We start from the raw sequence: 18,801 nt of genomic DNA, 5'->3' as shown, positions 1-18,801 counted from the left end.
TTAGCCTGTGAGCCATGACCCGTAGGCGGCGGCCATGGGGTGGCTGGAAGCAAATTCGTCGACGGCGGCGTGGTAGCTGTCGAGGGTGATGGCGGCGGTGCGTTGCCACCCGGAGTTTGCCGCGTGGATGGCGGCGGCGGTGCCCATGTTGTGGCGGGTGGCAGGGTCGTCGTGGAGGGCTTCGAGGGCGTCGGCCCAGTCGGCGGCCCGGTGGCCGTCTACCAAAAGGCCGGTGCGGCCGTGGCTGACGGCGCGGGCGAGTCCGCCGACGCGCGTGGCGACCACGGGGGTGCCGCAGGCCTGGGCTTCCAGCGCCACGAGGCCGAAGGATTCGCTGTAGGAGGGCATGACGACGACGTCGGCTGCCCGGTACCAGGCGGCGAGTTCCGCTGCGCCGACCGGCGGGTGGTGGGTGACGGCGTCGTCCAGTCCGGCGGCGCTGACGAGGCTTTTGAGGTTGAAGTCCTTGGCGCCGCTGAGTGCGCCGAGGATGGTGAGTTTGAGGTCGATGTCGGGGCGGCGTTGGCGGAGCAGGGCGGCGGCCTTGAGTAGGATCTGCGGGCCTTTGAGTCGTTGGATGCGGCCGGCGAACAGCAGGTGGAAGGTGCCGGGTGCGATGCCGTGTTCGGTCCGGGAACGGGTCCGGAACGCGGGGGTGAAGACGGAGAGGTCGACGCCGGGGGGTGCGACGTCGATGTGGTCGAAGTCGGCGCCGTAGTGGGAGACGAGTTCGGCGGCTTCGGCGGTGGTGTTGGCGATCAGGCGGGTGGCGCCGTCGACGATGCGGTGTTCGCCGTCTTCGCGGCGGCGGGGTTCGGGTTGTTCGCCGGAGTGCAGGAGGAGGTTCTTGACTTTGGCCATGGTGTGCATGGTGTGCACGAGCGGGACGTTCCACAGGCCGGAGAGTTCGATGCCGGCGATTCCGGAGACCCAATAGTGGGAGTGGATAAGGTCGTAGCGGCCGTGGGGCTGCTGGGCGCGGATGCGTTCGATTTCGGCGACCATGCTGTGCAGCAGTTCGGGGAGTTCTTCTTTGGGGAGTTTGCGGGGCGGTCCGGCCAGGACGTTGTGCACGCAGACGCCGGGGTCGGGATGTTCGACGGCGGGCTGCCCGGCGGAGGTGGAGCGGGTGAAGATTTCCACTTCGATGCCGGTTTCAGCCAGGGCGGAGGCGAGGCCGCGGATGTAGACGTTCATGCCGCCGGCGTCCCCGGATCCGGGCTGTTCCATGGGGGAGGTGTGCAGCGACAGGAAAGCCACCCGCTTGACCACGGACATGCGCCTCCTTCCTCTCCGTACTGCTGGAACTGCATCGGATAAAACACTACTCCTGAACAGTCCCGGCCACGGTGGGGGTTCAAGTGCTGCCAGCGTGGTGTTTCACACGCCAACCAGGGCGGCGGGCGGATGTAGCACGGCCCTGCTAAAACGGTCCGGCCCCTCAACGCCGCCCGTTGGCGCGTTCAGCGGCGCCACAACCGGGGCAACTCCGGAAACGCGCCTTCGTAGCCGGTGAGCAGCGCGTTGGCCAGCACCGCCGAGCCGACCAGCGGATGTTCGGCGAAGGCTTCCAGCGCCGCATCGCGGTCGCCAGTAGAAGCCGCACGCACAGTCAGCAGCTCCACTTTCTTGACCTCCTGCAGAAGGCCGAGTTGCGGTTCGGCGGGCCTGGCCTGCGGTATGGGCACTGCCCCCTCCGGTGTGACCGTGCAGGGAACTTCGACGACGGCGTCCGCCGGCAGGCCGGGAATAGCGGCTTGGGAGCCGCCCGCTCCGGCGAGAACTTGTCCAGCGGAGTTCGGTGTATTGAGGATCAGCTCGGCGGCGCCGGCCACAATGTTGCCAGCGCCGGCACCGGCACCAGGCCCGGCACCCGCCCCAGCACCCGCGCCATCGACGCCGGCACCCCCGCCCAGCGCCCGCATCACCGCCAGCGCCACCTGCTCGTAACCGCCGCCGGCAAGGTCCTCGGGGTTCCGCGCCTCACCGCCGGTCCTGGCCTCGGCGAGATACCCCTCCTCGCGCGACCGCCGCGCGGCCTCCCACAAGCCGTACGCTTCGCCGCCGGCGGTGGCCAGCCGCGGATACAGCTCCGCCTGCTGGCCGTGGATCGACTCACCGCGGGTCCTGGCCATGGCCCGCATGCCCGCCGCCGCCCGCGCCGCCTCGTAGTAGTAGAACAGGTACTCGTTCGGCAGCAGTCCCAGATCGCGCAGGAACGGCTGCGGAAACAGCCTGCCCTCCTCGAAGCCGGACAGGGCATCCGCGTCGGCCAGCAGGCCGGGGAGGACATCCCGGCCGCCGCTCTCCAGCCGGTACAGCCAGCCGAGATGGTTCAGCCCGTAGTAGCCCACGCCGTCGAGCCTTCCCGCCGGCAGCGGCACCCCGGCCGCCCGGGCGGCGCGGTGGACCAGGGCGCTGGCGGAATCGCAGATGCCGATCGCCTTTCGGCCCAGCACGGGAACCAGCGCCTCGGTGACCATCCCGGCCGGGTTGGTGAAGTTGATCAGCCAGGCGTCCGGGCAGTGCTTCCGCATGTTCGCGGCCAGCTCCAGCATGGCCGGGATGGATCGCAGCGCGTAGGAGATTCCGCCGGCGCCGGTGGTTTCCTGCCCCAGCAGCCCGAGGTTTTGGGCCACCCTTTCGTCGGCAACCCTGCCGGACGTGCCACCCGGGCGGATGGCGGCGAACACGATGTCCGTCCCGTTGAGGGCTTGGGAAAGGGACGTCGTGGACGTCACCGCAGGTGGACGGCAGGCGGAATGTCCGACGGCGGATCTTCCGCTTGGCGCGCCGCTCACCTTCGAAGGCATGGACCGCAGTACGGCCTCGATGGCGGTCAGCCGGCCGCCGTCGACGTCGAACAGCACCACCTCGCTGACCAGTCCGGCGTAGGGCCCGGAACACAGGGCACGGTAAACAAGGGGAACCCGGAATCCGCCGCCGCCGGCGATCATGAGCCGCATGGCAGGAGTCTATGCGCTGCTGCCAGCAACGTGGCCTGAACTGCGGCGCCGCAGTCCCGCCGTCGCACTCCGACCCCCACATCGCGGGGTTTCAACGCCAAGGTACACAGCGTAATGTGCCGAACATGGAGGCGAATCCCGCAAGCCGTTTCGACCCGCTCTCCGCCGTCCGTCCCCAGGCGGCCGGAGAGTTCGACCTGCTGCTCGCCGGGACCGTATTTCAGGACATCATCTTCACCGGGCTGCCGCATGCGCCCGAGCCCGGAACGGAAATCTGGAGCGAGGGAATGGGCAGCTGCCCCGGCGGGGTGGCCAACCAGGCCATCGCGGCCGCGCGCCTTGGCTTGCGGACCGGGCTGGCGGCGGCCTTCGGCGACGACGGCTACGGCGACTACAACTGGAAAATTTTGGACCGGCAGGAGCACGTGGACCTGTCGCTGTCCCGCCGGATCCCGGGCTGGCACTCGCCGGTGACCGTATCCCTCAGCGTAGACCACGACCGCTCGATGGTCACGCACGGGCACCCGGCGCCGGTGACCTCCTCCGAACTGATCGGGAATCCACCCCGCGCGCTGGCGGCCGTGGCGGACCTCGGGCATGAACTGGAGCCGTGGGCGCTGGCGGCGCACAAAGAGGGAGTGAAGCTGTTCGGCGACGTCGGCTGGGACCCCACTGGTGAATGGGCCCACGCGCGGCTTGCGAACCTGCAGTACTTCCACGCCTTCATGCCCAACCAGCGCGAGGCCATGGCCTTCACCGGCAAGAACGATCCCTGGGCGGCGCTGTACTCCCTGGCGGACCGGGTGCCGGTGGCGGTGGTGACCCTGGGGGCGCAGGGGGCCGTGGCCGTGGACTCGGAAACAGGCGAGGAGGAATGGGTGCCCTCGCTGCCCGTGGCCGCCTACGATCCCACCGGTGCCGGGGACTGCTTCGGGGCCGCGTTCATCGTCGGCAGCCTGGCAGGATGGCCCCTCAGCGACCGGCTGCGGTTCGCCAACCTCTGCGCCGCCCTGGCCGTCCAGGAGGTGGGCGGGTCCCTCGCGGCGCCGGGCTGGGGCGACATCGCCGACTGGTGGAAGCGCGCCAACGCCCGGCCGGAACGCCGCGGGAGTCAGTGGCTGCGCCGCTACTCCTTCCTCGCCGAGATCGTCCGCGACGTTCCGCAGGAGGCCCAGCGGCGCGCGGCCGCCACCATCGCCCACCTCTCGGACGCCTGAGTCGTCGGCACGGCAATTATTCGGCCCGAAGTGCCAGCACTAGAATCAGTAGAGTGATTTATCCAGCAGCAACAGGAGACCGCCCGGCAGTAACGGGCACGGCCGGGCCGTCCCGCGGTTACAACCGGACGGCCCACGAACGCTCCGCCGTGATCGACCTCGAGGCCATCCGGCACAACGTCCGCAGGCTCGCCGGGGCCGCCGAACCGGCGAAGGTCATGGCAGTCGTCAAGGCCGACGCCTACGGGCACGGCGCGGTGCCGGTGGCGCGCGCGGCCCTTGAAGCCGGCGCCAGCTGGCTGGGCGTCGCCCACATCTCCGAAGCGCTGGCACTGCGCGCGGCAGGCATCGAAGCGCCGCTGCTCGCCTGGCTGCACACCCCGGAAAGCAACTTCGGTGCCGCGGTGGCCGCCGGCGTCGACATCGGCTGTTCCGGCTGGGAGCTGGAACAGATCGTGGCCGCCGCCCGGGAACAGGAACGGCCGGCGCGTGTCCACCTGAAGGTGGACACCGGGCTTGGCCGCAACGGCGCCACCGTCGAGGTGTGGGACCGCCTAGTGGGCGAAGCCGTGGAGTACCAGGACCAGGGGCTGCTGCGCGTGGTGGGCATCTTCTCCCATCTTGCCGTGGCCGACGAACCCGATCGCCCGGAAACCGATGACCAGCTTGCCGCGTTCCGCGAGGTCCTGGCCATTGCCGAAGACGCCGGCGTGGACCCCGAAGTCCGCCACCTGGCCAACACCCCGGCTACGCTGTCCCGGCCCGACACACACTTCGATCTGGTCCGCGTGGGGCTGGGAATCTACGGCCTTTCGCCCTTCGAGGGGCAGGACTCCGCTGAACTGGGCCTCCGCCCGGCGATGACCCTGCGCACCGTGGTGTCCCACTGCAAGGACGTGCACTCCGGCCAGGGCGTCTCCTACGGCTTCAAATACCACACCTCCGGCGCCAGCACGCTGGGGCTCATTCCGCTCGGGTATGCCGATGGCGTTCCCCGCGTTGCCACCGGCGGCCCGGTCCGCGTGGAGGGCGTCACGTATCCGGTGGTGGGACGGATTGCGATGGACCAGATGGTGATTGATCTCGGCCCGCTGGACGTGACCCGGGGCGGCCACAGCGTCCTCGGAGCAGAGGCCGTCCTCTTCGGCGATGGCGCCGACGGCGGCCCCACAGCCGACGACTGGGCCCGCGCCGCCGGCACCAACAACTACGAGATCGTCACCCGCATCAGCCCCCGCGTGCCCCGCACCTACATCAACGAATCCCCCGGCAGCGAAGCGCCGGCCGGCGAATCGCCCGCAACCGAATCGCACGCGACTGAAACGCCGGCGCCGTGAGCATCCCGGAAACCGGCAACGCTCCGGTGTGGGTCCAGACCCTGACGGTCACGACGGCGGAGCAGACCCACGCGCTCGGCGCAGCTCTGGCCGAGGTGCTCCGGGCGGGGGACCTCCTGGTGCTCACGGGCGAACTGGGCGCCGGCAAGACAACTTTCACGCAGGGCCTCGGCGAGGGCCTGGGCGTCCGCGAGGGCATCATTTCCCCGACCTTCGTGCTGGTGCGCATTCACCCCAACCTCCCCGACGGGCCGCGCCCGGGCGGGCCGGACCTGGTGCACGTGGACGCCTACCGGCTGGGGTCGGCGTCGGAAATCGACGACATTGACCTGGAGAACACGCTGGACTCTGCCGTGACCGTGGTGGAGTGGGGCCGGGACCGCGTGGAGCACCTGACCGAGAGCCGGCTTGAGGTGGAACTGCACCGCCAGCTGGGCGGCGCCGCTCCCGGGCACCTTCACGCCGGCGTGGATTCGACGGGACCCGGCGCTGCGGCGCCCGGCTCTGAAGCGCCCGTCCTGGACTTCGAGTCCGAGGACGACGACGTGCCCCGCACCATCATCATCCGCGGCTTCGGGCCGCGCTGGGCCGAACAGCCTGTTCTCGCCGCGGAAGGAATCTCCTGATGCTCATTCTTGCCATTGACACCTCGGCCGTGGCCAGCGCCGCGCTGGTGTCCGACGACGCCCTCGAAGGCGTGGTGGGCAGCTTCTCCACTGAGGACACGAGGAGCCACGCCGAGGTCCTTGCGCCCGGAATCGAGCGGCTGTTGGCAGACGCCGAGGTTACCGGGGCCGACATTGACGCGATCGTTGTGGGCGTTGGTCCCGGTCCCTTCACAGGGCTCCGGTCCGGCATTGCGACGGCGCGTACCTTGTCCTTTGTCTGGAACACGCCGCTGCACGGCATGATGAGCCTCGACGCCGTCGCCCTCGAGGTGGCAGAGTCCACCGATGCGCCGGCCGAGTTCCTCGTGGCCACGGACGCCCGGCGTAAAGAGGTCTACTGGGCGCGCTACACCCTGGCCGCGGGACAGCTGCCGAAGCTCACGGACGGGCCGCACGTGGGCTTCGCCGCGGACCTTCCAGACCTCCCGGCTTACGGCGCGGGCGCAGGGCTCTACCCTGAGGCCCTCCGCGCCGATCCGGACTTCAGCACTGAACAGCCGGACGCGCTGTACCTGGGCCAGTTTGCGCTGGCGAGGCTGGAAGCGGGCGAGGAGCTCCTTGACTCCACGCCGCTCTACCTCCGTGAATCTGACGCGCAGGTCCCCGGCCCCCGAAAGCGTGCCCTGTGAACCTGTTGCCTCAAACACCTGGTGCTTCCGACACACCCGGCGACCCGACATCCGGTAACGCGCCTGCACTGCCCCGCCAGCTGGACTCGGGCGTGACCATACGGGACATGCTTCCTACGGACATCCCTGCCGTCCACGAGCTGGAGGTCCGGCTGTTCCCGGTGGACGCATGGCCGCTGCAGATGTTCCGGGACGAACTGATGCAGGTGGAAACCCGCCGGTACTTCGTGGCCGAGGCTTCGGGGGGCATCGTCGGCTATGCGGGACTGATGTGCGTGGAGCCGATCGCCGACGTCCAGACCATCGCCGTGGTTCCCGAATATGAGGGCAGGGGAATCGGCACCGCGCTCCTCACTGACCTGATCGCCGAGGGGCGGCGCCGCGGCGCAGCCGACATCCTGCTCGAGGTCCGGGCCGACAACCCGCGCGCCCAGCAGCTGTACATCCGCTTCGGCTTCGAGCAGATCCACGTGCGGAAAAGGTACTACCGCGACGGCGTCGATGCCCTGATCATGCGGCTTCAGCTGGAGGACGTGCTCGCTGTGCACCAGGACATCGTGCACGAGGCCGAACCCCAGACTGTGCAGACTGACGAAGCCGGCCGTGCCGGCGAGACCGCTCCGACGGAGGCAGACCAGAAATGAACCGCTCGCAGCCGCTAGTACTCGGCATTGAGTCATCCTGCGACGAAACGGGCGTAGGCATCGTCCGCGGCGCCGACCTCCTGACCAACACGGTGTCCTCGTCCATGGAGGAGCACGTCCGGTTTGGTGGCGTCATCCCCGAAATTGCCTCGCGCGCCCACCTGGATGCCTTCGTCCCCGCCCTGCAGGCGGCCCTGGCGGAGGCAGACGTGACGCTGGACGAGATCGACGCCATCGCAGTCACCTCCGGTCCCGGGCTGGCGGGTGCCCTGATGGTCGGCGTGTGCGCTGCCAAGGCGCTCGCCGTCGCCACGGGCAAACCGCTCTATGCCATCAACCATCTGGTGGCCCATGTGGGGGTCGGCCTGCTCAACCCGCGGCCCGGCGTCGGAACGGGCGGCAACACCGGCGGTGACGGCAAGGACAAGCGCATACTGCCCGACAACCTCGGCGCCCTGCTGGTTTCCGGCGGGCACACCGAGATTCTGCGGATCCGTAGCATCACTGATGATGTCGAGCTGCTCGGTTCCACCATCGACGACGCCGCGGGCGAGGCGTACGACAAGGTCGCCAGGATCCTGGGCCTGGGCTACCCCGGCGGCCCGGCAATTGACCGGCTGGCGCGCGAAGGAAACGCCAAGGCCATCCGGTTCCCCCGCGGCCTGACGCAGGCCAAATACATGGGCACCGCGGAGGAGCCCGGCCGGCACCGCTACGACTGGTCGTTCAGTGGACTGAAGACCGCGGTGGCCCGGTGCGTGGAGCAGTTCGAAGCCGCGGGTGATCCCGTGCCGGTGGCGGACATCGCCGCAGCATTCCAGGAAGCCGTGGTGGACGTCATCACGTCCAAGGCAGTCCTGGCCTGCCGCGAGCGTGGCATCACGGATGTCCTGCTGGGCGGGGGAGTGGCCGCCAATTCGCGGCTGCGGCAGCTGACCGAACAGCGGTGCTCGGCCGCCGGCATCACGCTGCACGTTCCGCCGCTGGACCTGTGCACGGACAACGGCGCGATGGTGGCCGCGCTCGGGGCGCAGCTGGTGATGGCCGGCATTGAACCGAGCGGCATAGCCTTCGCGCCGGACTCGTCCATGCCGGTGACCACGGTCTCGGCGCGAAGTGAGTCGCAGATCAGGGCGTTCTCGGCGCTGGGAACCCCCTCAACTGCTACCTAGTTGGGTTACGCGGTGGGGGCCGTTCCGCATCTGCTTCACGAGATCGAGGACCACGGCCTGGAGGTTTCCGCCGCTTTCGGCGGCCACGCGCCGTTGGCGCTGGTACCCCGCGCCGCGGCTGATGATCTTTTCGACGTCGGCCAGCTCATCGAGGCAGCCCAGCTTCGCGGCGATCGGTTCGAGCCGGTTGAGGGTCTCCAGCAGGTGGTCGGTGACGAGCTGCTCGTGGCCCTCGGCGTCGAGGATGATGATCGCATCCATGCCGTAGCGGGCGGCCCGCCACTTGTTTTCCTGGACGTGCCAGGGCGGCATGGTGGGAATGCTGCCGCCGGCGTCGAGGATGGTGGAGAATTCGTGGACCAGGCACTGCGTCAAAGCTGCCACGGCGCCCACTTCCTCAAGCGTGGCCAGGCCGTCGCAGATGCGCATCTCAATGGTTCCGAGGGCCGGCACCGGGCGGATGTCCCAGCGGATCTCCGAGATGCTGTCGATCACGCCGGTGGTGGTCATGTCCTGGACGTAGGACTCGTACTCTTCCCAGCTGGCGAACTGGAAGGGCAGTCCCGCCGTCGGCAGCTGCTGGAACATGAGCGCCCGCTGCGAGGCATAGCCGGTGTCCTCGCCACCCCAGAACGGGCTGGACGCGGACAGGGCCTGGAAATGCGGGAAGTAGTTGACCAGGCCATCGAGCACCGGGAGGACCTTGCTGCGCCGGTCCAGGCCAACATGGACGTGCACCCCGTAGATCACCATCTGCCGGCCCCACCACTGCGTGCGGTCGATCAGCTTGGCGTAGCGTTCCTTGTCCGTGACCGGCTGCAGCTGCGGCGGGCTGAAGGGGTGGCTCCCGGCGCAGAACACTTCCACGCCCATCGGGTCCGTGACTTCACGAAGGGCAGCCAGGGAGCGGGCGAGGTCTTCCTTCGCTTCCGCGGCGGTTTCACAGATGCCGGTAACCAGCTCCACGGTATTAAGCAGCAGCTCCTGCTTGATGTGGGGGTGCTCGTCATCCTCGTTCAGCTCGGGGTGCCGTGCCACGACCCCGCGCAGGACCTCGTTGGCCACCGACGACAGTTCACCGGTCTGCGCATCCACCAGCGCGAGTTCCCATTCCACACCCAGAGTTGATTGCCTTGATGAAGCGAAATCAATCTTCATGTGTTCCTCGCTGTGTGCTGGCCTGATGACGTCGGGTCCGGTCGCCGTCCGTTCCTGGCGAACGGCTGGCAGGGGAACGGTCATTCAAGTCTAGTGCAGGGGTAGCATCGAAGTGATGGCTTGGCTACACAGGGCGCGTGAGAGTGTTCACACAACCAGCCGCCCGAATTCCCCCAGGAAACGCTCCGGCATTGCATGCTCCCGGACTGCGGCAGCGCTCGCGGCGCTGTTCGCGGTTGCGTCGTGCACGCCGCCAGCACCCGAACCAGGACAGGGTACGACGACGGCGCCCGCGGCTTCCGCTTCCGGCTCACCGCAGGCGGCACAGAGTTCTTCACCGCGCTCCGGTTCACCCCAGACAAATACACAGAGACCCGCCCCGTCCACGGCGGAGCCCGCAACGAAGGAATCCGCGGCGCTGGGTTGGGGCCCGCAGCAGCGGGACGCCGACGCCGCAGCCGCGGCGGTGGCCAAAATGACCCTCGAGGAGAAGGCCGGGCAGGTGCTCCTGCCCTTCTACACCGGCCTTGACCACGAAACCCAGGCCGCCACGGTGGAACGGCTCCACCTTGCCGGTTCCATGATCATGGCCGACAATGTGCCCGGAACCGCCACCGGTCTGGTGGACGTCCCTGCGCTGGCCGGGGTGACGCGCCGGCTGGACGAGGCGTCCCGCTCCGGCGGCCGCACCTGGCCCGGCCTGATCGGCGTTGACCAGGAAGGCGGAGCGGTGAGCCGCGTCGGCGCCCCACTGACCCGCTGGCCCACTCCCATGAGCTACGGCGCGGCCGGCAGCGTGCCCCTCGCCGCCGAGGCTGGGGCCGGGCTGGCGGCGGAACTTGCGCCGCTGGGCTTCACCGTCGACTTCGCGCCCGCGGCCGACGTCACGATGGGTCCCGCCGATCCCACCATCGGAGCCCGGTCCATGTCCGCCGACCCCCGCGCCGCGGCATCATTGAGTGCAGGCTTCGCCAAAGGCATGCTGGCCGGCGGCGTGCTGCCCACCGTCAAACATTTTCCCGGGCACGGTTCGGTGACCACCGATTCCCACAAGGGGCTCCCGGTCCAAAACGCCACCGTCGCGCAGTTGAAGGCGCGGGACTGGAAGCCGTTCCAGTCCGCGGTCAGTGCGGGAGCACCGATGATCATGACCGGCCACATTGCAGTGAGAGCCCTTGACCCGGGAGTGCCGGCGTCCCTCTCGAAGGCGACCTATACGGCACTCCGCGGCCTCGGCTTCAAAGGCGTGGCGGTCACGGACGGGCTGAACATGGGCGCGGTGACGGACCGCTATCCCCACGGTTCCGCGGCGCCCGCCGCGCTGGCGGCCGGGGCGGACCTGTTGCTGATGCCGGCGGACGCAACCGCCGCGCATGCCGCCGTTGTCCGGGCTGTCACCGAGGGAAAGCTCCCGCTGTCGCGCCTCGATGAGGCGGCCCGCCGGGTGGTCACCATGATGGTCTGGCGCGGACGGACCGCACAGCCGAAGCCCCCGGCAGCACCGGGCAGCGGCGGGGACCTTTCCGCGAAGATCTCGGCCCAGGCCATTACGGTGGTCACGGGGAGATGCAAGGGCGCCTCCGTGTCCGGCCGCGTGCGAGTGGCAGGCGGCACGCCAGAGGACCGGGCGCGATTTGCCGCAGCGGCCAAGGACGCGGGGATCTCCCTGGGAGCGGGTCCGCTGGTTACCCTGATCGGCTACGGTGGCGGGCCCGCGAAGGGCGATATTGCGGTGACCCTGGATGCGCCGTGGCCCTTGGCGCAGTCCGTCGCGCCCACGAAGATCGCCCTCTACGGCCGCACGCCCGGAGCGTACAAGGCGCTGCTGGCCGTCCTGATGGGGAAGGCCGCCGCCCCCGGGAAGCTGCCGGCCGCCGTCGGACCCTACCGGTCCGGCACGGGCTGCAGATAACAGCCGGCTGCAGGTAATAAAGCCTGCCCCGCCGTTTAATGGAGGGGTGCCGATTCTGAATAAAGACATGACCCTGTGCATTTCCCTCTCGGCCCGGCCGAGCAACAACGGGACCCGCTTCCACAACCACCTGTACGACCAGCTGGGCCTGAACTGGATCTACAAGGCCTTCGCGCCCACCGACCTGGCCCAAGCGATCGCGGGCGTCCGCGGCCTGGGGATCCGGGGCTGCGCCGTCTCCATGCCCTACAAGGAGGACGTGATCGCCCTGGTGGACGCCATGGACCCGTCCGCCAAGGCCATCGATTCCGTCAACACCATCGTCAACGACGGCGGGCGCCTGACGGCATACAACACGGACTACACGGCGATCGAGCAGCTGCTGCAGCGCAACGCCGTGCCTTCGGAGTCATCGGTGCTGCTCAAGGGCGCTGGCGGCATGGCCAAGGCCACGGCCGCGGCCCTGCGCGACGCGGGATTCAAGGACGTGACCATCATCGCCCGCAACGAAGCAACTGGCCGGGCGCTCGCCGATCTGTACGGCTTTGCCTGGCGCGGGGAGCTGGGCAGCGGCCCGGAGGCCACCGCGGACATGGTCATCAACGTCACGCCGGTGGGGATGGCCGGGGGACCGGAGGCGGATGCGCTGTCCTTCCCCGCCGAAACCATCGAAGCCGCCAAGATCGTCTTCGACGTCGTGGCCCTGCCGGCGGAAACGCCGCTCATCAAGGCAGCGCGGGCGGCCGGCAAGCAGGTCATCACCGGTGCCGAGGTGGCCACGATCCAGGCGCTGGAGCAGTTTGTGCTGTACACGGGAATCCGCCCCACCGAGGAGCAGGTCCGGGACGCCGAGGCGTTCGTCCGCGCCCAGTAGATCCTTTAAGCAACCAGGGGTTACACGGGCTCCACGGAGACAGCCACTCTTTCCTCACCGATCCGGGTGAGGACCAGGGTGGCTGTCTTTTTGCCCGCGGCCTTGCCGCCGGGTTTGCCTGCGCCCTTGCTGCCGGCTTTACCCCCAGACAGCAGCTGCTTGCGCAACTCCTCCGGGGTGACGGACGTGCCGCGCTTCTTGATGTCCAGCACGCCGACGCCGTTCTCCCGGACCCAGGCCTTGAGCGCCCTGACGTTGAACGGCATGACTTCCAGGACCCGGTAGGCCCGGGCGTACGGAGTATCCACAAGCTTCGGGGCGCAGATGTAGGCGATGTGCTCGTCCACGAGATGGCCGCCCAGGCCGAGGGCCAGGTCGGCCACGAGCCCGGCACGGATGACGGCGCCGTCCGGCTCGTACAGGAAACCCTCCACCGGGCCAACGGGGGCCACGGGTCCGGCGTCGAACTCCTCCCCGCTGGTAAGTTCGGCGGCGCCCTCCGCACCGATGACCAAGGCGGCCCGGCGGATTCCAGGGCGGGCCACGGCGTTGAACCACAGCGCGACTTCCGTGACGTCGCCGCCCACCGAGACCCACTGTGCCTCGCAGCCGGCAGGCACCGACTCGTGCGGCATGCCGGGCCCCATTTTGACGCCGACGGCGCGCCCCGCGGCGGCCAGCGACTCCACGAAGGAAAGCGGCGGAGAGAACGCCTCGGGGTCCCAGATCCGCTTGGTACCGGACGTGGTGGTGGTGCGCCGGGCAGGGTCCAGCCAGACGCCGGCCCCGTCCTCCAGGTCCACCGACGTCGCGTCGGAGTGGACCACCGTGGCGTGCGGAAAGGGAATGAGGTTGATCGTGGCGCAGGCGGCCGTGGTCTCGTCGACCTCCACGGCGGTCACGGCGATGTCCAGCGAGGCCAGGGCCATGGCGTCCGCGCCGAGGCCGCAGCCCAGATCGGCAACGTGGCGGACGCCCGCCTGGGCAAAGCGCTGGGCGTGCCGGGCCGCCACGTTGAGCCGGGTGGCCTGCTCCAGGCCGGCCTGGGTGAAGAGCATCTGCAGGGCAAACTCCCCGAACTTGGCCTCGGCCCTGGTCCGGAGCCGTGACTGCGTCAGGACGGCGGACACGAGTTCGGGAGAGTGGCCGGCCTTGCGGAGGCTTGAGCTGAGGGTGAAGGAGTCGTCTTCCCGGTAGGGTCCGAGCGAGGCCAGCAGCTCCCATCCTTCTTCTGTGAGGAGCGGGGCGATCTGGTCCTGCGGTGCTTCAGACATGGGGTCAAGCCTAGTGGAGCGGCCGCCCCAAGCTCTTCCCGATAGGGTGGTCTGAATGGAATCCAGCGAAACGCCAACCCCCGATCAGCCCGAAAGCACCAGCCCTGGTCCGGCACAGCATAGCCGCCTGGTCCGGTACGCACGCCCGGTGCTGATCGCCGGAGCCGGAGTCGCCGTCGTCTGTCTTATCCTGCTGGTGATCATCTTCCTGCTGGACTCCTTCAATGCCACCGTCTACTCCGTGGGCGGCAAGAACATCAGCGATGCCACCGAGGAAGCCCGGCAGATCCGGGACCTGTACCTGGGTGCGCGTGTTGGCGGCATCGTGGTGCTCATCGTGTCGGTCGTGACCGCCGCGGCGGCCGCCGTCGTGCTTGTCCGCGAACAGCGGAAAGCCGGGGACGAAGACGCCGACGGCGGCGAGGACCTGGGGTTTGACGACCTCGCCGGGCGCTGAACGAAGGGTCCGCGCCCGTTACGGCGGATGAAATTCTGGCACTCACCTTGACCGAGTGCTAACCCCTTACATAGAGTCATCATTAGCACTCTCCCTAGGAGGGTGCTAACACACGAAGAGCTGCCAGCCTGGCTGCTGCCGGCACCGCGACGACGGTCTGCCGCCACGGCGCAACAGTTTTTACTGTCCATGAATTTTGACGAAAAGGAGAGGTCCGAGTGTCGGTCTCTATTAAGCCTCTTGAGGATCGTATTGTTGTCCGCCCGCTCGAAGCCGAGCAGACCACGGCTTCCGGCCTGGTCATCCCGGACTCCGCCCAGGAGAAGCCGCAGGAAGGCGAAGTTGTTGCAGTAGGCCCCGGCCGCTTCGAAGACGGCAACCGCGTACCGGTCGACGTAGCAGTTGGCGACGTCGTCATCTACTCCAAGTACGGCGGAACCGAAGTCAAGACCGGCGGCACCGAGTACCTCGTGCTCTCCGCCCGCGACGTTCTGGCGATCGTAGTTAAGTAACTCTTTAGATCCCCGTGCCGCTGCCCGAGTCTGATTCTGTCTGACCGGGCGGCTGCGCGGGGTTCTGTCTTGAAAGGACAAACCATGGCAAAGCAGCTTGCGTTTAACGACGCTGCCCGCCGGTCGCTTGAAGCCGGCATCGACAAGCTCGCCAACACGGTTAAGGTGACGCTTGGTCCCCGCGGCCGCAACGTCGTGCTGGACAAGAAGTGGGGCGCCCCCACGATCACGAACGACGGCGTGACCATCGCCCGGGAAATCGAACTGGACGACCCGTACGAGAACCTTGGCGCCCAGCTGGCCAAGGAAGTCGCCACCAAGACGAACGACGTCGCCGGTGACGGCACCACCACTGCCACCGTGCTCGCTCAGGCCCTGGTCAAGGAAGGCCTGCGCAACGTTGCCGCCGGCGCCGCTCCGGGCCAGATCAAGCGCGGCATCGAGGTCTCCGTCGAGGCCATCGCAGCGCGCCTGCTGGAGAACGCCCGTCCCGTCGAGGGCACCCAGGTGGCCAACGTGGCCGCCATCTCCGCGCAGAGCGACGAGGTGGGCGAGCTGCTCGCTGAGGCATTCGGCAAGGTTGGCAAGGATGGTGTGATCACCATCGAGGAATCCTCCACCACGCAGACCGAGCTGGTGCTCACCGAGGGCATGCAGTTCGACAAGGGCTACCTGTCCCCGTACTTCATCACGGACACCGAGCGCCAGGAAGCGGTCCTCGAGGACGCCCTTATCCTGATCAACCAGGGCAAGATCTCCTCGGTGCAGGAATTCCTGCCGCTGCTGGAGAAGGCGCTGCAGAGCTCCAAGCCGCTGTTCATCATCGCCGAGGACGTCGACGGCGAGGCTCTGTCCACGCTGATCGTCAACCGCATCCGCGGCACCCTGAACGTGGTTGCCGTCAAGGCTCCGGGCTTCGGCGACCGCCGCAAAGCCATGCTGCAGGACATCGCCACGCTGACCGGCGCCCAGGTTGTGTCCCCGGAACTGGGCCTGAGCCTGGACTCCGTTGGCCTCGAGGTGCTGGGTACTGCCCGCCGCATCACGGTGACCAAGGACAACACCACCATCGTCGACGGCGCAGGTTCGGCCGAGGACGTTGCAGCACGCGTTGCGCAGTTGCGCGCCGAGCTGACCCGCACCGACTCCGACTGGGACCGGGAAAAGCTGCAGGAACGCCTGGCCAAGCTCGCCGGCGGCATCGGCGTGATCAAGGTCGGCGCAGCCACCGAGGTTGAGCTGAAGGAAAAGAAGCACCGCATCGAAGATGCAGTGTCCTCCACCCGCGCCGCCCTCGAAGAAGGCATCGTGGCCGGTGGCGGTTCCGCCCTGATCCACGCGCTGAAGGCGCTGGACGAGGACCCGGCCGTCACGGCACTCGAAGGTGACGCGGCCGCTGCCGTCGGCATCGTCCGCCGTGCACTGGTCCAGCCGCTCCGCTGGATCGCCCAGAACGCCGGCCACGATGGCTACGTTGTGGCCGCCCGGGTTGCCGAGCAGGACAACAACCACGGCTTCAACGCCAAGTCCGGCGAGTACGAGGACCTGATCGCGGCGGGCGTCATTGACCCTGTCAAGGTCACCCGTGCAGCTCTTCGCAACGCAGCCTCCATCGCTGCGCTGGTGCTCACCACCGAAACCCTCGTGGCTGAAAAGCCGGCCGAGGAAAACGAGCACGCAGGCCACAGCCACTAGGCTGCCGCCCGCTCTCGCGGCTTCACAAGGAGGTCCGGTCCAGCTGTCGCTGGCCGGGCCTCCTTTGCGTATGGCCGGGCATTTCCCCGACTGAGACCCCGGTCACATCCGGCGCGTTTGATTGGTCTGAAAAATCACGAAACGGTAACGTGGATACTTTGTGCTGCCGTTTGAGGGGTTTTCTGTGCCAGAAACGAAGGAACACAGCCAAGAGCCGCGGGCTGCCCGGCTGAAGGCCAAACCGGGCTACCGGCCCGAGGTCCAGGGCCTTCGTGCCCTCGCGGTGCTCATGGTCGTCACGTACCATGTGTGGCTTGGCCGGGTTTCCGGCGGCGTGGATATTTTCCTCCTCATCTCGGCGTTCCTGCTGACCATGTCCTTCGTCCGCAAGGTGGAAAAGGGCACGCCGCTGCGCCTCGTGAGCCACTGGCTGCACCTCTTCAAGCGGCTGATACCGGCCGCCGTCGTGGTGATCCTCGGTGTGCTGGCCGGAACCTGGCTGGTCCTGCCGCAGAGCCGCTGGCCTGACGTTCTCAATGAGGCCTGGGCGTCCCTCCTCTACGGGCAGAACTGGCTGCTGGCCAGCACGGCAGTGGATTACTACGCGCAGGACCACTCCGGAGCCAGCCCCCTCCAGCACTTCTGGTCGCTGTCCATCCAGGGCCAGGTCTTCATTCTCTGGCCCCTCATCTTCGCCGGCTCCGCCCTGGTGTGGCGGATGCTGCGAGGCCGCCGGGATGTCAGCTACCGGACCGTCCTGATGTTTGCCTTCGGCGGCATCTTCATCGCTTCCCTGGTGTTCTCCATCGACCAGACGGCCAGCAACCAGGCCTACGCCTACTTCGACACGCGGACCCGGCTGTGGGAGTTCGCACTGGGATCCCTGCTGGCACTGGTGCTGCCCCACCTGAAGCCGGGGAAAGCGCTGCGCGTTGTGCTGGGCTGGGCCGGGCTCGCCGCCATGATTTCCTGCGGGCTGCTGCTCACCGTTGACCGGTCCTTCCCGGGCTTCATTGCGCTGTGGCCCACCCTGGCCGCGGCTGCCATCATCGTGGCCGGCCAAAGCGGCAGCCGGTTCGGCGTGGACAGGCTCCTGACCTCAAAGCCGCTGGTCGCGCTGGGGGACAACTCCTACGCCCTGTACCTCTGGCACTGGCCCATCCTGGTCCTGTCACTTGCAGCCACCGGCATCGAAAAGCCCAACCTGGTCCAGGGCCTCGCCATTGTGGCCGGTTCCGTGGTCCTGGCTGTACTCACCACCCGCTTCGTCGAAAAGCCCCTGCGCGAATGGCACTGGCCTCAACTGCGGGCCTGGCGCACCGCCGTCGTGATTGTTGCCTGTGGTGCCCTGCTGGCCGGTCCGGTCGCGGTGTGGCAGACCAAGCTGACCGCCGAAGAGGCGGCAGCAGCCGCGCAGCCGCGCGAACTGACTCCCGGTGCCGCCGCCCTGGCGCCGGAGAACGCCGGCAGACCGACGCCGGAAGCCACCGTGATCCCGGCACCTGCCGCCATGAAAAACGAGTGGGCGGACATCGACGGGCTGTGCACCGACGAAAACGTCCCCAGCGACCCGCTGCTCAGCGGCTGCCTGCAGAACAGCAAGCCGGACAAGGTCACCAAGAGGATCGTGGTGCTCGGCGATTCCCACGCGCAGCAGTACATGGCCGCACTCGGCCCCATCGCCAGGGACCACGGCTGGGAGGTGGTCACCCTCCTGAAGGGCAACTGCCGGTTCGGTGCCGAATCCCCGGAGCGCGACGCCGACTGCAACGCCTTCAACAAGGCCAGCGCTGAGTACGTCATGGAGCACAAGCCCGACGCAGTGTTCACCGTGGCATCCCTGACGCACAAGGAAGCCCCGTTCGAAACTGAGGTGCCCGGCTACCCGGAGGGCATCAAGCCGTTCACTGACGCCGGGATAGACGTGGTGGGGGTCCGGGACAACCCCCGCTTCGCCCTCAACATGCCCGAATGCGTCCAGAAGTACGGCACCGACGCGCCGGAGTGCAACCCGCCGCTGGGCGAATCCCTTGCCGCAAAGTCGCCGCTGGATGCGTACCGGGGCAAGGTGGATGGGCTGCACCTGATGGATATGAGCGATTTCATCTGCGCCGGCGGCATCTGCCCGGCTGTGGTGGGCAACGTTTACGTCTACAAGGACGACAACCACCTCACCAAGACCTACGTCCAGTCCATGATTCCGATGTTCGAGAAGCGGCTCCTGGCCGCTACGGGATGGAAGTAGCCTGCCGGGAGTGCCCTTGCTCACAATGCCCGCGCGGAATA

At 68.2% G+C, this 18,801-nt stretch carries 17 protein-coding genes; 12 read left to right on the top strand and 5 right to left on the bottom strand.

Going from position 1 to position 18,801, the window contains the following annotated elements:
• Together mshA and QFZ33_RS18710 are read right to left on the bottom strand one after the other, a co-directional pair.
• A complete protein-coding gene (gene mshA / locus QFZ33_RS18715) occupies nt 1-1,278 on the bottom strand; it encodes a D-inositol-3-phosphate glycosyltransferase (RefSeq protein ID WP_307029900.1) in 1,278 nt (425 codons plus the stop codon).
• Between the two features lie 185 nt (nt 1,279-1,463).
• Entirely contained in the window at nt 1,464-2,966 is a 1,503-nt protein-coding gene (locus QFZ33_RS18710) for a family 4 glycosyl hydrolase (protein ID WP_307029898.1), read from the bottom strand.
• 125 nt (nt 2,967-3,091) lie between these two features.
• Between QFZ33_RS18710 and QFZ33_RS18705 the strand changes: the two genes are divergently transcribed.
• The 6 genes from QFZ33_RS18705 to tsaD all read left to right on the top strand — a co-directional run bounded on the left by QFZ33_RS18705 (nt 3,092) and on the right by tsaD (nt 8,633).
• Nucleotides 3,092-4,183 (top strand): carbohydrate kinase family protein, encoded by a 1,092-nt coding sequence (locus tag QFZ33_RS18705; RefSeq protein ID WP_307029896.1) that lies wholly within the window; start codon nt 3,092-3,094, stop codon nt 4,181-4,183.
• Between the two features lie 53 nt (nt 4,184-4,236).
• The gene (gene alr, locus QFZ33_RS18700) at nt 4,237-5,520 is read left to right on the top strand and encodes an alanine racemase (protein WP_307029894.1); all 1,284 of its coding nucleotides are present in this window, start codon (nt 4,237-4,239) and stop codon (nt 5,518-5,520) included.
• Nucleotides 5,517-6,146, top strand: coding sequence for a tRNA (adenosine(37)-N6)-threonylcarbamoyltransferase complex ATPase subunit type 1 TsaE (tsaE, locus tag QFZ33_RS18695; RefSeq protein WP_307029892.1), 630 nt, complete (start codon nt 5,517-5,519; stop codon nt 6,144-6,146). Before alr ends, tsaE begins: the two co-directional genes overlap by 4 nt.
• Entirely contained in the window at nt 6,146-6,817 is a 672-nt protein-coding gene (gene tsaB, locus QFZ33_RS18690) for a tRNA (adenosine(37)-N6)-threonylcarbamoyltransferase complex dimerization subunit type 1 TsaB (protein ID WP_307029891.1), read from the top strand. The genes tsaE and tsaB overlap by 1 nt, the downstream gene beginning before the upstream one ends.
• A 107-nt stretch (nt 6,818-6,924) precedes the next feature.
• Nucleotides 6,925-7,461 carry a ribosomal protein S18-alanine N-acetyltransferase gene (rimI, locus tag QFZ33_RS18685; RefSeq protein WP_307031900.1) on the top strand — a complete coding sequence of 179 codons (537 nt, stop codon included), beginning with the start codon at nt 6,925-6,927 and terminating at the stop codon, nt 7,459-7,461.
• Complete coding sequence (tsaD, locus tag QFZ33_RS18680; RefSeq protein ID WP_307029889.1) at nt 7,458-8,633, top strand: tRNA (adenosine(37)-N6)-threonylcarbamoyltransferase complex transferase subunit TsaD; 1,176 nt, start codon at nt 7,458-7,460, stop codon at nt 8,631-8,633. Before rimI ends, tsaD begins: the two co-directional genes overlap by 4 nt.
• On the opposite strand, the gene QFZ33_RS18675 is transcribed toward tsaD, so the two are convergent.
• Both QFZ33_RS18675 and QFZ33_RS18670 read right to left on the bottom strand, forming a co-directional pair.
• Nucleotides 8,619-9,791 (bottom strand): glutamate--cysteine ligase, encoded by a 1,173-nt coding sequence (locus QFZ33_RS18675; protein ID WP_307031898.1) that lies wholly within the window; start codon nt 9,789-9,791, stop codon nt 8,619-8,621. The genes tsaD and QFZ33_RS18675 overlap by 15 nt on opposite strands.
• Nucleotides 9,792-9,938: 147 nt before the next feature.
• Nucleotides 9,939-10,265 carry a hypothetical protein gene (locus tag QFZ33_RS18670; protein ID WP_307029887.1) on the bottom strand — a complete coding sequence of 109 codons (327 nt, stop codon included), beginning with the start codon at nt 10,263-10,265 and terminating at the stop codon, nt 9,939-9,941.
• Between the two features lies 1 nt (nt 10,266).
• Here QFZ33_RS18670 and QFZ33_RS18665 point away from each other — a divergent pair, with 1 nt between their 5' ends.
• Together QFZ33_RS18665 and QFZ33_RS18660 are read left to right on the top strand one after the other, a co-directional pair.
• On the top strand, nt 10,267-11,703 hold the full coding sequence (locus QFZ33_RS18665) for a glycoside hydrolase family 3 N-terminal domain-containing protein (RefSeq protein ID WP_307029885.1): 1,437 nt from the start codon (nt 10,267-10,269) through the stop codon (nt 11,701-11,703).
• Between the two features lie 46 nt (nt 11,704-11,749).
• The gene (locus QFZ33_RS18660) at nt 11,750-12,577 is read left to right on the top strand and encodes a shikimate 5-dehydrogenase (protein WP_307029883.1); all 828 of its coding nucleotides are present in this window, start codon (nt 11,750-11,752) and stop codon (nt 12,575-12,577) included.
• 20 nt (nt 12,578-12,597) lie between these two features.
• Here the strand turns inward: QFZ33_RS18660 and QFZ33_RS18655 are convergent, their stop codons facing one another.
• On the bottom strand, nt 12,598-13,851 hold the full coding sequence (locus QFZ33_RS18655; RefSeq protein WP_307029881.1) for a class I SAM-dependent methyltransferase: 1,254 nt from the start codon (nt 13,849-13,851) through the stop codon (nt 12,598-12,600).
• A 55-nt stretch (nt 13,852-13,906) separates the two neighbouring features.
• Here QFZ33_RS18655 and QFZ33_RS18650 point away from each other — a divergent pair, with 55 nt between their 5' ends.
• The 4 genes from QFZ33_RS18650 (at nt 13,907) to QFZ33_RS18635 (ending at nt 18,760) form a co-directional block, all read left to right on the top strand.
• Entirely contained in the window at nt 13,907-14,308 is a 402-nt protein-coding gene (locus tag QFZ33_RS18650) for a hypothetical protein (protein WP_307029879.1), read from the top strand.
• A 218-nt stretch (nt 14,309-14,526) separates the two neighbouring features.
• On the top strand, nt 14,527-14,820 hold the full coding sequence (gene groES / locus QFZ33_RS18645) for a co-chaperone GroES (RefSeq protein ID WP_003805290.1): 294 nt from the start codon (nt 14,527-14,529) through the stop codon (nt 14,818-14,820).
• Between the two features lie 84 nt (nt 14,821-14,904).
• Nucleotides 14,905-16,515, top strand: a complete 1,611-nt coding sequence (gene groL, locus QFZ33_RS18640; RefSeq protein WP_307029877.1) for a chaperonin GroEL — start codon at nt 14,905-14,907, stop codon at nt 16,513-16,515.
• Between the two features lie 184 nt (nt 16,516-16,699).
• On the top strand, nt 16,700-18,760 hold the full coding sequence (locus QFZ33_RS18635) for an acyltransferase family protein (protein ID WP_307029874.1): 2,061 nt from the start codon (nt 16,700-16,702) through the stop codon (nt 18,758-18,760).
• Nucleotides 18,761-18,801 lie beyond the last annotated feature (41 nt).

This window comes from Arthrobacter globiformis, assembly GCF_030815865.1.
GTDB lineage: Bacteria > Actinomycetota > Actinomycetes > Actinomycetales > Micrococcaceae > Arthrobacter > Arthrobacter globiformis_B.
Note: the sequence above shows the minus strand (reverse complement) of the source record. Positions and strands in the feature narration are given on the sequence as shown.